At 35.5% G+C, this 12,424-nt stretch carries 26 protein-coding genes; all 26 read right to left on the bottom strand.

Annotated elements, in window-relative coordinates:
• Positions 1-69 precede the first annotated feature (69 nt).
• The 26 genes from rplQ to rplW all read right to left on the bottom strand — a co-directional run bounded on the left by rplQ (position 70) and on the right by rplW (position 12,424).
• Positions 70-558, bottom strand: a complete 489-nt coding sequence (rplQ, locus tag ACZ2G0_RS06530; protein WP_470309530.1) for a 50S ribosomal protein L17 — start codon at positions 556-558, stop codon at positions 70-72.
• A 62-nt stretch (positions 559-620) separates the two neighbouring features.
• Positions 621-1,613, bottom strand: coding sequence for a DNA-directed RNA polymerase subunit alpha (locus ACZ2G0_RS06525; RefSeq protein ID WP_187010088.1), 993 nt, complete (start codon positions 1,611-1,613; stop codon positions 621-623).
• A 21-nt stretch (positions 1,614-1,634) separates the two neighbouring features.
• On the bottom strand, positions 1,635-2,240 hold the full coding sequence (gene rpsD, locus ACZ2G0_RS06520; protein ID WP_470309529.1) for a 30S ribosomal protein S4: 606 nt from the start codon (positions 2,238-2,240) through the stop codon (positions 1,635-1,637).
• 91 nt (positions 2,241-2,331) lie between these two features.
• A complete protein-coding gene (rpsK, locus tag ACZ2G0_RS06515) occupies positions 2,332-2,715 on the bottom strand; it encodes a 30S ribosomal protein S11 (RefSeq protein ID WP_024981527.1) in 384 nt (127 codons plus the stop codon).
• Between the two features lie 8 nt (positions 2,716-2,723).
• Positions 2,724-3,098, bottom strand: a complete 375-nt coding sequence (gene rpsM, locus ACZ2G0_RS06510) for a 30S ribosomal protein S13 (RefSeq protein WP_470309528.1) — start codon at positions 3,096-3,098, stop codon at positions 2,724-2,726.
• A 2-nt stretch (positions 3,099-3,100) separates the two neighbouring features.
• Positions 3,101-3,217 (bottom strand): type B 50S ribosomal protein L36, encoded by a 117-nt coding sequence (gene ykgO, locus ACZ2G0_RS06505; RefSeq protein WP_072945378.1) that lies wholly within the window; start codon positions 3,215-3,217, stop codon positions 3,101-3,103.
• 12 nt (positions 3,218-3,229) lie between these two features.
• Positions 3,230-3,445: a translation initiation factor IF-1 gene (gene infA, locus ACZ2G0_RS06500; RefSeq protein ID WP_007136545.1), complete on the bottom strand. Its 216-nt coding sequence runs from the start codon at positions 3,443-3,445 to the stop codon at positions 3,230-3,232.
• Positions 3,446-3,449: 4 nt separating this feature from the next.
• A complete protein-coding gene (gene secY / locus ACZ2G0_RS06495; protein ID WP_470309527.1) occupies positions 3,450-4,796 on the bottom strand; it encodes a preprotein translocase subunit SecY in 1,347 nt (448 codons plus the stop codon).
• Between the two features lie 11 nt (positions 4,797-4,807).
• Positions 4,808-5,260, bottom strand: coding sequence for a 50S ribosomal protein L15 (gene rplO, locus ACZ2G0_RS06490; protein WP_187010091.1), 453 nt, complete (start codon positions 5,258-5,260; stop codon positions 4,808-4,810).
• Positions 5,261-5,271: 11 nt separating this feature from the next.
• Positions 5,272-5,454, bottom strand: a complete 183-nt coding sequence (gene rpmD, locus ACZ2G0_RS06485) for a 50S ribosomal protein L30 (protein ID WP_026707002.1) — start codon at positions 5,452-5,454, stop codon at positions 5,272-5,274.
• A 12-nt stretch (positions 5,455-5,466) separates the two neighbouring features.
• Positions 5,467-5,994: a 30S ribosomal protein S5 gene (rpsE, locus tag ACZ2G0_RS06480; RefSeq protein WP_144256165.1), complete on the bottom strand. Its 528-nt coding sequence runs from the start codon at positions 5,992-5,994 to the stop codon at positions 5,467-5,469.
• Positions 5,995-6,000: 6 nt separating this feature from the next.
• Entirely contained in the window at positions 6,001-6,351 is a 351-nt protein-coding gene (rplR, locus tag ACZ2G0_RS06475) for a 50S ribosomal protein L18 (protein ID WP_470309526.1), read from the bottom strand.
• Positions 6,352-6,362: 11 nt separating this feature from the next.
• Positions 6,363-6,905, bottom strand: a complete 543-nt coding sequence (gene rplF, locus ACZ2G0_RS06470) for a 50S ribosomal protein L6 (protein ID WP_470309525.1) — start codon at positions 6,903-6,905, stop codon at positions 6,363-6,365.
• Positions 6,906-6,920: 15 nt separating this feature from the next.
• Positions 6,921-7,319 carry a 30S ribosomal protein S8 gene (gene rpsH / locus ACZ2G0_RS06465; protein ID WP_072945389.1) on the bottom strand — a complete coding sequence of 133 codons (399 nt, stop codon included), beginning with the start codon at positions 7,317-7,319 and terminating at the stop codon, positions 6,921-6,923.
• Between the two features lie 71 nt (positions 7,320-7,390).
• Positions 7,391-7,660 (bottom strand): 30S ribosomal protein S14, encoded by a 270-nt coding sequence (gene rpsN, locus ACZ2G0_RS06460; protein ID WP_026707007.1) that lies wholly within the window; start codon positions 7,658-7,660, stop codon positions 7,391-7,393.
• A gap of 3 nt (positions 7,661-7,663) precedes the next feature.
• Positions 7,664-8,215: a 50S ribosomal protein L5 gene (gene rplE / locus ACZ2G0_RS06455; RefSeq protein WP_470309523.1), complete on the bottom strand. Its 552-nt coding sequence runs from the start codon at positions 8,213-8,215 to the stop codon at positions 7,664-7,666.
• 2 nt (positions 8,216-8,217) lie between these two features.
• Positions 8,218-8,532: a 50S ribosomal protein L24 gene (gene rplX, locus ACZ2G0_RS06450; protein ID WP_470309522.1), complete on the bottom strand. Its 315-nt coding sequence runs from the start codon at positions 8,530-8,532 to the stop codon at positions 8,218-8,220.
• Between the two features lie 11 nt (positions 8,533-8,543).
• The gene (rplN, locus tag ACZ2G0_RS06445; protein WP_007136556.1) at positions 8,544-8,912 is read right to left on the bottom strand and encodes a 50S ribosomal protein L14; all 369 of its coding nucleotides are present in this window, start codon (positions 8,910-8,912) and stop codon (positions 8,544-8,546) included.
• A gap of 2 nt (positions 8,913-8,914) precedes the next feature.
• Positions 8,915-9,175, bottom strand: coding sequence for a 30S ribosomal protein S17 (gene rpsQ, locus ACZ2G0_RS06440; RefSeq protein WP_239868221.1), 261 nt, complete (start codon positions 9,173-9,175; stop codon positions 8,915-8,917).
• A 17-nt stretch (positions 9,176-9,192) separates the two neighbouring features.
• Positions 9,193-9,384, bottom strand: a complete 192-nt coding sequence (rpmC, locus tag ACZ2G0_RS06435) for a 50S ribosomal protein L29 (protein ID WP_470309521.1) — start codon at positions 9,382-9,384, stop codon at positions 9,193-9,195.
• Positions 9,385-9,397: 13 nt separating this feature from the next.
• A complete protein-coding gene (gene rplP / locus ACZ2G0_RS06430) occupies positions 9,398-9,823 on the bottom strand; it encodes a 50S ribosomal protein L16 (protein ID WP_016989325.1) in 426 nt (141 codons plus the stop codon).
• 18 nt (positions 9,824-9,841) lie between these two features.
• Positions 9,842-10,591 (bottom strand): 30S ribosomal protein S3, encoded by a 750-nt coding sequence (gene rpsC / locus ACZ2G0_RS06425; RefSeq protein WP_470309520.1) that lies wholly within the window; start codon positions 10,589-10,591, stop codon positions 9,842-9,844.
• Positions 10,592-10,597: 6 nt separating this feature from the next.
• Positions 10,598-11,008: a 50S ribosomal protein L22 gene (gene rplV / locus ACZ2G0_RS06420; protein WP_470309519.1), complete on the bottom strand. Its 411-nt coding sequence runs from the start codon at positions 11,006-11,008 to the stop codon at positions 10,598-10,600.
• A 6-nt stretch (positions 11,009-11,014) separates the two neighbouring features.
• Complete coding sequence (gene rpsS / locus ACZ2G0_RS06415) at positions 11,015-11,293, bottom strand: 30S ribosomal protein S19 (RefSeq protein WP_007136562.1); 279 nt, start codon at positions 11,291-11,293, stop codon at positions 11,015-11,017.
• Positions 11,294-11,299: 6 nt separating this feature from the next.
• A complete protein-coding gene (gene rplB / locus ACZ2G0_RS06410; protein WP_470309518.1) occupies positions 11,300-12,124 on the bottom strand; it encodes a 50S ribosomal protein L2 in 825 nt (274 codons plus the stop codon).
• Positions 12,125-12,133: 9 nt separating this feature from the next.
• On the bottom strand, positions 12,134-12,424 hold the full coding sequence (rplW, locus tag ACZ2G0_RS06405) for a 50S ribosomal protein L23 (protein WP_264566653.1): 291 nt from the start codon (positions 12,422-12,424) through the stop codon (positions 12,134-12,136).

Below are 12,424 nucleotides of genomic sequence, written 5' to 3'. Positions count from 1 at the left end.
AAAACAAAAAAAAAAGGATAAACTATAAATAGTTTATCCTTTAATATTATTGAATGATTATTTTCATAATTACTCAGCAGCGTCAGTTGTAGTTTCAGTTTCATCAGCTGGAGCTTCAGTAGCCTCATCTGCTTTCTTAGCTTTACCACCACGACGGCTTTTTGCTTTCTTAACTTCTTTTTTACCTCCGTTGTAAAGTTCATTGAAATCTACTAATTCGATCATTGCCATATCAGCATTATCTCCTAAACGATTTCCAACTTTAATGATACGAGTGTATCCACCTGGACGATCACCTACTTTAGCAGCTACATCTCTGAATAAATCAGTTACAGCATACTTGCTACGTAAGCTAGCAAAACATAAACGACGATTGTGAGTCGTATCGTTTTTTGATTTTGTAATTAAAGGCTCAACAAATTGTTTAAGCGCTTTTGCTTTAGCAACAGTAGTATTAATACGTTTGTGCTCGATAAGAGAACAAGCCATATTAGCTAACATAGATTTTCTATGTGCTGTCTGTCTGCTTAAGTGATTGAATTTTTTTCCGTGTCTCATGACGTGTTTTTTTAAACCCTCATCTTGCTACTATCCTCTATGGAGAGCAAAATATGAGTAATTTATTCTTTATCTAGTTTGTATTTTGCTAAATCCATACCAAAATTAAGGTTCTTAACTGCAACAAGTTCATCAAGTTCAGTTAAAGATTTTTTACCAAAATTACGGAATTTCATTAGGTCATTTTTGTTGAACGATACTAAATCACCAAGTGTATCAACTTCAGCCGCTTTCAAACAATTTAATGCTCTTACAGACAGATCCATATCAACAAGCTTAGTTTTAAGCAATTGTCTCATATGTAATGATTCTTCATCATACGATTCTGTTTGTGCGATCTCATCAGCCTCTAGAGTGATTCTTTCGTCAGAAAACAACATGAAGTGGTGAATTAAAACCTTAGCAGCTTCAGTAAGTGCATCTTTTGGATTGATAGAACCATCAGTTTTAATTTCAAAAACTAATTTCTCATAATCTGTTTTTTGCTCTACACGGAAGTTTTCGATTGCGTATTTTACGTTCTTTACCGGAGTAAAGATAGAATCCGTAAAAATGGTTCCAATTGCAGCATTTTGCTTTTTGTTCTCCTCAGCAGGAACGTATCCTCTACCTTTTTCGATCGTTAAATCGAAATTCAGTTTGATTTTAGAATCTAAATTACAGATAACTAGTTCTGGATTCAAAACTTGGAAACCTGAAATAAATTTTTGAAAATCACCAGCTGTTAACTGATCTTTACCTGAAACAGAAATAGTAACTGCTTCGTTATCGATATCTTCAATTTGACGTTTGAAACGTACTTGTTTTAGATTAAGAATAATTTCGGTAACATCTTCAACAACTCCTGCTATAGTAGAAAACTCATGATCTACACCTTCGATACGAACAGATGTAATTGCATAACCTTCTAATGCAGAAAGCAAGACTCTTCTAAGTGCATTACCTACGGTCAATCCGTAACCAGGTTCTAAAGGTCTAAATTCAAATTTACCTTCAAAATCGGTTGAATCGATCATGATAACTTTATCGGGCTTCTGAAAATTAAATATTGCCATAAATTTCGACTAAGTCAATTATTATTTGTTGTACAACTCTACGATTAATTGCTCTTTAATATTTTCTGGAATCTGAAGTCTAGCCGGTACGGTTACAAAAGTACCTTCTTTAACGTCATTATTCCAAGTAATCCATTCATAAACTTGACTAGCATTAGATAAAGAACGTTCGATAGCTTCTAAAGATTTAGATTTCTCACGAACTGCAACTTTATCACCTGGCTTAAGGTGGTAAGAAGGAATATTTACAACTTCACCATTTACAGTAATGTGTCTGTGAGAAACTAATTGTCTCGCACCTCTTCTAGAAGGAGCTACACCCATTCTAAAAACCACATTATCCAATCTTGCCTCACATAATTGTAAAAGAACTTCACCAGTAACACCTTTAGTAGCTGATGCTTTTTTGAATAAACCTCTAAATTGCTTTTCTAAAATACCATAAGAGTATTTTGCTTTTTGCTTCTCCATCAACTGGACAGCATATTCAGATTTTTTACCTCTTTTTTTAGCCATCCCGTGTTGTCCAGGTGGGTAATTTCTTCTTTCGAATGATTTATCATCTCCGAAAATTGCTTCGCCAAATTTACGAGCAATTCTAGTTTTTGGACCAGTATATCTTGCCATTTCTAAAAAATTAATTAAGGTAGAGATTATGAATTCAGGTCATATCCTTCGATAATCGTTAATTCTACCTTGTTATACTTAAATTATATTATTAAACTCTACGTCTTTTTGGAGGACGACATCCGTTGTGAGGCATTGGAGTAACATCAATGATTTCAGTTACTTCAATTCCACCGTTATGTAAAGAACGGATAGCAGACTCACGTCCGTTTCCTGGTCCTTTTACATACACCTTAACTTTTTTCAATCCAGCTTCAAGAGCTACTTTACTACAATCTTCTGCTGCCATTTGGGCTGCGTATGGAGTATTCTTTTTAGAACCTCTAAAACCCATTTTACCAGCTGAAGACCAAGAAATAACTTCACCTTTTTTGTTTGTTAACGAAATAATGATGTTATTGAAGGTAGCAGAAATATGAGCTTCTCCCGTTGATTCAACGATAACTTTACGTTTTTTTGCAGTTGCTTTAGCCATATTACTTATTATTTAGTTGCTTTTTTCTTGTTAGCAACAGTTTTTCTTTTACCTTTTCTTGTTCTAGAGTTGTTCTTAGTTCTTTGTCCTCTTAATGGAAGACCAGTTCTATGACGAATTCCTCTATAACAACCAATATCCATTAAACGTTTGATGTTTAAAGAAACCTCAGAACGTAATTCTCCTTCAATTTTGAAAACTGATACTGCCTCACGAATTGCTCCGATCTCATCATCATTCCAATCTTGAACTTTTTTGTCTTGGCTAACTTGAGCTTTTTCTAAAATCTCAATAGCTCTACTTTTTCCTAATCCAAAGATGTAGGTAAGTGCTATAACACCTCTCTTATTTTTTGGGATATCTACCCCTGCTATTCTTGCCATAACTATCCTTGTCTTTGTTTAAATCTAGGATTCTTTTTGTTTATAACGTATAATCTCCCTTTTCTACGCACAATAATGCACTCGGGACTTCTCTTCTTTACTGATGCTCTAACTTTCATTGTGAATATCCTTTAATATCTATAAGTAATTCTTGCTTTTGACAAATCGTAAGGGCTCATTTCTAGTTTCACTTTATCACCAGGTAATAATTTGATATAATGCATACGCATTTTTCCAGATATATGAGCAATGACTATATGTCCATTCTCTAATTCTACACGGAACATCGCATTTGATAATGCTTCAATGATCGAACCGTCTTGTTCTATTGCTGATTGTTTTGCCATAAAATTAAGCTACTGCTTTTCTATTTTTACCACTTTTCATCAACCCATCGTAGTGCTTGTTTAGCAAGTACGAATTAATCTGTTGAATAGTGTCAATTGCTACACCAACCATAATGATTAATGAGGTACCCCCAAAAAACATTGCCCATGATTGCTGCACATCCATAAGACTTACTACAATCGCTGGGAACACAGCAATTAATGCAAGAAATAAAGATCCTGGAAAAGTAATCAAAGACATCACCTTATCTAGATAATCGCTAGTTTCAGCACCTGGCCTAACACCTGGTATAAAACCACCGCTTCTCTTCAGATCATCAGACATTTTATTAGTAGGAACGGTAATCGCGGTGTAAAAGTAAGTAAAAACAACGATTAAAGTTGCAAAAACTACATTATACCACAAACCGAAAATATTACTAAATGCACCAACGATTGATTGTGAAGCATCTGACTTTGATAAACCTGCAACAGCAGCAGGTATAAACATGATTGCTTGAGCGAAAATGATAGGCATAACCCCAGAAGCATTAAGCTTTAATGGAATCCATTGTCTATTACCTCCCATCATGTCTTGTTCAAAATCCCCTGATGCAGTACGACGAGCGTACTGTACCGGAATTTTTCGAATAGCCATGGTTAAAAGAACACAAGCAATGATCACTAGAAGCCAAATAATAATTTCGATAACCAATAACATTGGTCCTCCGTTATTGTTTGTCACTCTTGTTGTAAACTCTTGAATAAATGCTTGCGGAAATCTTGCAAGTATTCCAACCATAATTAATAGCGAAATACCATTTCCGATTCCCTTATCAGTTATCTTTTCTCCTAACCACATGGCAAAAATTGTACCTGTAACTAGAATAATTACTGAAGAAAATAAGAATTCAAAAGAATTAAACCCTAATAAAAATGCACTACTAGGTAAAGTTCTATAAAGATTGTAGATATACGTAGGACCTTGAAATAATGTAATAACAATAGTCAACCAACGCGTAATCTGATTAATCTTTTTTCTACCGCTCTCACCATCACTTTGTAATTTTTGTAGATAAGGAATAGCTATTCCCATCAACTGAACTACGATAGATGCCGAAATGTAAGGCATGATTCCTAGAGCAAAAACTGACGCTTTAGAAAAAGCACCACCAGTAAACATGTCTAAAATAGATCCAATACCACTTTTGGTTTGGCCTGCTAAAGAGTTCAACTGAGTAGCATCAATTCCTGGAAGCGTAACATGTGCTCCAAAACGATAAACTAAAAGCAGACCCAATGTAATTAGGATTCTGTTTTTTAGTTCCTCGATTTTCCAAACATTACTTATTGATTCAATAAATTTCTTCATAAATTGAAAAATTATATTGTTACAGCTTCTCCACCAGCAGCTTCAATAGCAGCTTTTGCAGTCGCAGTAAATTTGTGAGCAGTTACTTTTAATTTTGCTTTCAATTCTCCTCTTCCTAAAATCTTCACGATTTCATTTTTAGTAGCCAAACGATTTGCAACATAAGTTGTCATATCGATAGAATCAGTTACGATTCCATTGTCCACTAAAAGTTGAAGTGTATCAAGATTCACACCTTCGTATTCTTTACGATTGATGTTTGTAAAACCAAACTTAGGTACACGTCTTTGAAGTGGCATTTGCCCTCCTTCAAAACCAATCTTTTTAGAATAACCAGAACGAGATTTTGCTCCTTTGTGACCTCTTGCAGAAGTACCACCTTTTCCAGAACCTTCTCCTCTACCTAATCTTTTATTTTGATTGTGCGTTGACCCTTCAGCTGGTTGTAAGTTACTTAAATTCATAACAGTATTTGTTATTTAGCTTCTTCAACAGAAACTAAGTGTTTAACTTTGTTTATCATCCCAAGGATTGCAGGGTTCGAGTCATGTTCTACAACTTGACCCATTTTACGTAGACCTAAAGCCTCTAATCCTCTTTTTTGATCAAGTGGACAGTTGATTTTACTTCTAACTTGTTTTACTAATAATTTAGCCATAATTTCCTTGAATTAACCTTTAAAAACTTTTTCTAAAGAAACTCCTCTTTGTTTTGCAACAGTGTGAGCACTTCTCATTTGTAACAAAGCATCAAAAGTTGCTTTAACTACGTTGTGAGGATTTGATGATCCTTGAGATTTAGATAATACATCGTGAATACCTACTGACTCTAAAACTGAACGAACAGCTCCACCAGCAATAACTCCAGTACCATGAGAGGCTGGAATTAAGAATACACGTGCACCACCAAATTTACCTTTTTGTTCGTGAGGAACTGATTGACCATTCAAAGGAATTTTTACTAAATTTTTCTTAGCATCTTCTACTGCTTTCGCAATTGCTTCAGAAACATCTTTAGACTTTCCTAATCCATGTCCAACTACTCCATTTTCATCACCTACAACTACAATAGCAGAAAAACCGAAAGCTCTACCCCCTTTTGTAACTTTAGTAACACGATTAACACTCACCAAACGATCTTTTAATTCAAGACCACTTGGTTTTACTAACTCTACATTCTTGTATTTACTATTAGACATACTATATTAGAATTTAAGTCCAGCCGCTCTCGCGCCTTCTGCTAATGATTTAATACGACCGTGATATAAATAACCTCCTCTATCGAAAGTTACTACTTCAATCCCAGCTTTTAACGCTTTCTCTGCAACAAGTTTTCCAACTGCTGTTGCAACGTCTACGTTTGTACCTTTTCCTATTTCTTTTTCTCTTGAAGAAGCAGCTAATAAAGTAACACCGTTTACGTCATCAATAAGTTGTGCGTAAATTTCTTTGTTACTTCTAAATACAGATAGTCTCGGATTAGTGGCAGTACCACTAATTGATTTTCTAATTCTGAATCTAATTCTCTGTCTTCTTTCAGGTTTTGTTAATGACATAATGTTATTTTTTAAGCTGATTTACCTGCTTTTCTTCTTAATACTTCACCTACAAATTTAACACCTTTTCCTTTGTACGGCTCTGGTTTACGGAAACCTCTAATTTTTGCCGCAATTTGACCTAAAAGTTGTTTATCAAATGATGTTAGCTTTACAATTGGGTTTTTACCTTTTTCAGATATAGTTTCTAAAGTAACTTCTGGAGCCACTTCTAAAACGATATTGTGAGAAAAACCTAAAGCTAAATCTAATTTTTGACCTTGATTTGAAGCTCTGTAACCTACTCCTACCAACTCTAGTGATTTAGTAAAACCATCTGTAACACCGATAATCATGTTGTTGATTAAAGATCGGTACAAACCGTGTTTTGCTCTTTGGTCCTTATGATCAGATGATCTGTCTACTTGAACTATCCCATCTTCAACTGTAACAGTAACGTCCGAAAACTCCTGTGTAAGTTGACCACCTTTTCCTTTTACTGTAATAATACCATCTTTAACTTCTACAGTTACTCCAGCAGGGATTACAATTGGATTTTTACCTATTCTTGACATCTTATAGTCTTTTTATTAGTATACGTAACAAATTACTTCTCCACCAACGTTAAGTTGTTTGGCTTTCTTTCCAGTCATCAAACCTTTTGATGTTGAAACGATAGCAATTCCTAATCCGTTAAGGATTCTTGGAATAGAAGCTGAACTTGAATATTTACGTAAACCTGGTTTACTAATTCTTTGGATATCTTTAATTACTGACTCTTTAGTATCTTTATCATACTTCAAAGCAATTTTGATTGAACCCTGAACAGCGTTGTCTTCAAATTTGTAACTTAAGATATAACCTTGATCAAATAAGATCTTAGTTATTTCTTTCTTTAGATTAGATGCAGGAATTTCGACAACTTTGTGGTTTGCAGCCACAGCGTTTCTAACTCTTGTTAAATAATCCGCAATAGGATCTGTATACATATGTATAATTTTGCGATTATGGTTTTCTCCGGACTTTCCTTCGAACCTTTAACCAATTAAAATTCACTTTTTTACCAGCTGGCTTTCTTTACTCCTGGTATCAATCCGTTGTTTGCCATCTCACGAAATGTAACACGAGAAATTCCGAATTGACGCATGTACCCTCTAGGTCTACCTGTTAATTTACATCTGTTGTGCAAACGAACTGGTGAAGCGTTTTTTGGTAATTTCTGCAAACCTACGAAATCTCCAGCCTCTAACAAAGCTTTTCTTTTCTCAGCATACTTTGCTACCGTTTTTTCTCTCTTCACCTCACGGGCTTTCATTGATTCTTTAGCCATATCTTAATTCTTTTTAAAAGGTAACCCCAGTTCAGTTAATAACGATTTTGCTTCCTTATCTGTCTGAGCAGTAGTAACAAAAGTGATATCCATTCCTGAAATCTTATTTACTTTATCAATGTCTATTTCAGGAAAAATGATTTGCTCTAACACTCCAAGGTTATAATTTCCTCTTCCGTCAAAACCTGTAGCTTTAATCCCACTAAAGTCTCTAACACGTGGCAAAGCTGAAGTAATAAGTCTATCTAAAAACTCATACATTCTTTCTCCACGTAATGTTACTTTAGCTCCAATAGGCATTCCTTTTCTCAATTTAAAAGACGCAACGTCCTTTTTTGAAATAGTAGAAACTGCTTTTTGACCAGTAATTTTAGTTAATTCATCAACCGCATAATCGATTAATTTTTTATCTGAAACTGCTGCTCCAACTCCACGGCTCAAAACGATTTTTTCCAATTTTGGAACTTGCATTACGTTTGTGTATCCGTACTCCTCTTTAAGAGCAGAGATTACTCTGTTCTTATATTCCTCTTTTAGTCTAGGTATATACGCCATTACTATAGTACTTGATTAGATTTTTTTGAAAATCTTACTTTCTTATCTCCTTCAACTCTAACTCCTACTCTAGTTGTTTCCTTAGTTTTAGGATCAATTAAAGAGATATTAGATATTTGAATAAGAGCTTCTTTCTTTACAATACCACCTTGAGGGCTTTTTGCACTTGGTTTCGTGTGTTTTGAAACCATGTTTACACCTTCTACGATCGCTTTGTTTTTCTCACGGTCAACACGTAATACTTTACCTTCAGCACCTTTATGGTCTCCAGCAATTACTCTTACGATGTCTCCTGTTTTTATTTTTAGCTTTATCATCTTAAAACGAATTAAAGCACTTCTGGTGCTAATGATACAATTTTCATGAATTGTTTTTCACGAAGTTCTCTTGCTACCGGTCCAAAAACACGAGTTCCTCTCATTTCCCCTGCAGCGTTCAAAAGAACACATGCATTGTCATCGAAACGGATATAAGAACCATCGGCTCTTCTCACTTCTTTTCTGGTACGTACTACAACTGCAGTTGATACAGCTCCTTTTTTAACGCTTCCGTTTGGAGTTGTGTCTTTGATAGAAACTACAATCTTGTCACCAACAGAGGCATACCTTCTTTTGGTACCTCCTAAAACACGGATAGTTAAAACTTCCTTTGCTCCAGTATTGTCTGCTACTTTTAGTCTTGATTCTTGTTGTACCATAATTATTTAGCTCTTTCTAGGATTTCAACTAATCTCCAACATTTAGTTTTACTTAAAGGACGTGTTTCACTAATCCTTACTGTATCTCCAATGTTACAATTGTTCGTTTCGTCGTGTGCATGATACTTTTTAGTTTTCAATACAAACTTACCGTATAACGGGTGTTTTACTTTGGTAACTTGCGCAACAACAATAGACTTATCCATTTTGTTTGAAGTTACAACACCAATTCTCTCTTTTCTTAAATTTCTTTTTTCTTCCATCTTTCAGCAGATTACAATTATTGCAATTCTCTTTTAGTTAACTCAGTAGCTAATCTCGCAACTGTTCTTCTTGCGCTTCTAATTTGAAGCGGATTCTCAATTGGAGAAATAGCATGAGCCATTTTTAGGTCAGCATATGTTTTCTTAGCCAAGCTAAGGTTTTCTTGCAACTGCGCTGCAGAAAGATCTTTTATTTCTGATTGTTTCATAATATAATATAGATTATGCTTCGAAATCTCTAGCAACGACGAACTTAGTTTTTACTGGAAGCTTTTGAGCTGCAAGACGTAACGCCTCTTTAGCAACTGACAAAGGAACTCCTCCAACTTCAAACATAATTCTTCCGGGTTTAACAACGGCAGCCCAATACTCAACTGCTCCTTTACCTTTACCCATACGTACCTCAAGAGGCTTCTTAGTAATTGGTTTGTCTGGAAATATTTTGATCCATAATTGCCCCTCTCTTTTCATGAAACGAGTTGCAGCGATACGTGCAGCTTCAATTTGACGAGAAGTTAGGAACATACCATCTTCATGTACAGATTTAATACCAAACATTCCATTAGAAAGTTCATGCCCTCTTCCAGAGTTCCCTTTCATTTTACCTTTTTGTACCTTACGGTATTTTGTTCTTTTAGGCTGTAACATTTTTCTTTAATTTAAAAATTACTTTCTTTTACGAGCGTCTGGTTTTCCACCTTTATTAAAGTTAGATTTCCCACGAGGAGAATCTCCACCTTTTCCGCCAGATTGTTTCTTGTCCATTCCAGCAAGCGGAGAAAGATCTCTCTTTCCGTAAACTTCACCTTTCATGATCCACACTTTGATACCCATTCTACCATAAGTAGTATGCGCTTCAGCTAATGCATAATCAATATCGGCTCTGAAAGTTGATAAAGGAACTCTTCCTTCTTTGAAACCTTCCGAACGTGCCATCTCAGCACCATTCAAACGACCAGAAATCAAAACTTTGATACCTTCAGCGTTCATACGCATAGAAGCAGCAATAGCCATTTTGATTGCACGTCTGTAAGAAATACGGCTTTCGATTTGACGACAGATGCTTGTAGCAACTAGATACGCGTCAAGCTCCGGTCTTTTAATTTCAAAGATGTTAATTTGAACCTCTTTGTCAGTAACTTTCTTAAGTTCTTCTTTTAACTTGTCTACCTCTTGCCCACCTTTTCCGATAATAATACCAGGTCTAGCAGTAGTGATAGTAACGGTTACAAGTTTTAAAGTTCTCTCGATGATTACTTTTGATACACTAGCTTTTGATAAACGAGCATGGATGTACTTTCTGATTTTGTGATCTTCGGCAAGTTTATCACCATAATCATTTCCACCATACCAGTTTGAGTCCCATCCTCTGATGATACCAAGTCTATTTCCAATTGGATTTGTCTTTTGTCCCATCTTGTATTAAATTGCTTGTGTGTTATTAATAGATCCTAATACGATTGTTACGTGATTAGAACGTTTTCTTATTCTGTGTGCACGACCTTGTGGTGCTGGACGAAGTCTTTTCAACATCATTCCACCATCAACTGTAATCGTTTTAACAAATAAACCTGCTTCTTCGATACTAGCATCAGGATTTTTCTGCTCCCAGTTGTTGATTGCAGATAAAACTAATTTCTCTAATTTTCTTGAAGCTTCTTTAGAACTAAATCTTAAGATGTTTAATGCTCTCTCTACCTTCTGACCTCTTACCAAGTCCGCTACTAAGCGCATTTTTCTAGGTGAAGTAGGGCAGTTATTCAATTTTGCGAAAGCAATAGACTTATTAGCCTCTTTTCTCGCATCTGCTGTTTCTCTTTTACGAACTCCCATTGCTTCTTATTTTTTACCTTTATTTTTTGCTCCAGCATGACCTCTAAAAGATCTAGTTGGTGAAAATTCTCCTAATTTGTGACCTACCATGTTTTCTGTTACGTAAACTGGTACAAATTGACGACCGTTATGAACTGCGATAGTTTGCCCAACAAAGTCTGGAGTAATCATAGAAGCTCTAGACCAAGTCTTTACTACTCCTTTATTTCCACCAGCGATGTTTTCTTGAACTTTCTTGTCTAACTTATAATGAACAAAAGGTCCTTTTTTTAATGAACGTGCCATATCTTATTATTTCTTTCTACGTTCTACGATATACTTGTTACTCGGGTTTTTCTTAGAACGAGTTCTATAACCTTTTGCTGGTATTCCATTTCTTGAACGTGGATGTCCACCAGAAGAACGTCCTTCACCACCACCCATTGGGTGATCGACAGGGTTCATTGCTACAGGTCTTGTTCTTGGTCTTCTACCTAACCATCTTGTTCTACCTGCTTTACCAGATACAACCAATTGGTGGTCAGAATTAGATACTGCTCCAATTGTTGCTGAACACGTTAGCAAGATTAATCTTGTTTCACCTGAAGGCATTTTAATTGTTGCATATTTTCCATCTCTTGCCATTAATTGAGCAAATGTTCCAGCAGAACGAGCGATTACAGCTCCTTGTCCTGGTCTCAATTCGATACAAGAAATCACAGTTCCTAGTGGAACTCTACTTAAAGGCATTGTATTACCAATTTCCGGTTGAGCTTCAGCACCAGAAACTAATTTCTGACCCACTTTCAATCCGTTTTGAGCAATAATATACGTTTTCTCTCCATCAGCATAAGCTAATAAAGCGATAAATGCAGTACGATTTGGATCGTATTCGATTGATTTAACCGTCGCAGGAATTCCGTCCTTAGTACGTTTAAAATCAATAATACGATATCTCTGCTTGTGACCACCACCTACGTAGCGCATGGTCATCTTTCCTTGACTATTTCTACCTCCAGAGTTTTTTATCGGCGCTATCAAAGAGCGTTCCGGCTTATCAGTTGTAATAGCGTCATAACCATTCACAACTCTAAATCGCTGACCTGGGGTAATAGGTTTTAATTTTCTTACTGACATTTTTCTATCTTAGATATTGTTGTAAAAATCAATTGTTTCTCCTTCTTGTACTTGAACAATTGCTTTTTTGATTGCATTCGTCTTTCCACTGATTAAACCACTTTTAGTGTATTTTGTAGTTCTATCCGGTCTTACGTTCATCGTGTTAACACTCAAAATAGTTACTCCATAAGCAGCTTCAACAGCTTTCTTAATCTCAACTTTATTTGCTTTTTTGTTAACAACGAATCCGAAGCGGTTTAAAACTTCACTTTCTTTGGTTACTTTTTCCGTTACTATAGGTTTAATTATGATGCTCAT

Source organism: Flavobacterium sp. KKT103 (assembly GCF_055640565.1).
Note: the sequence above shows the minus strand (reverse complement) of the source record. Positions and strands in the feature narration are given on the sequence as shown.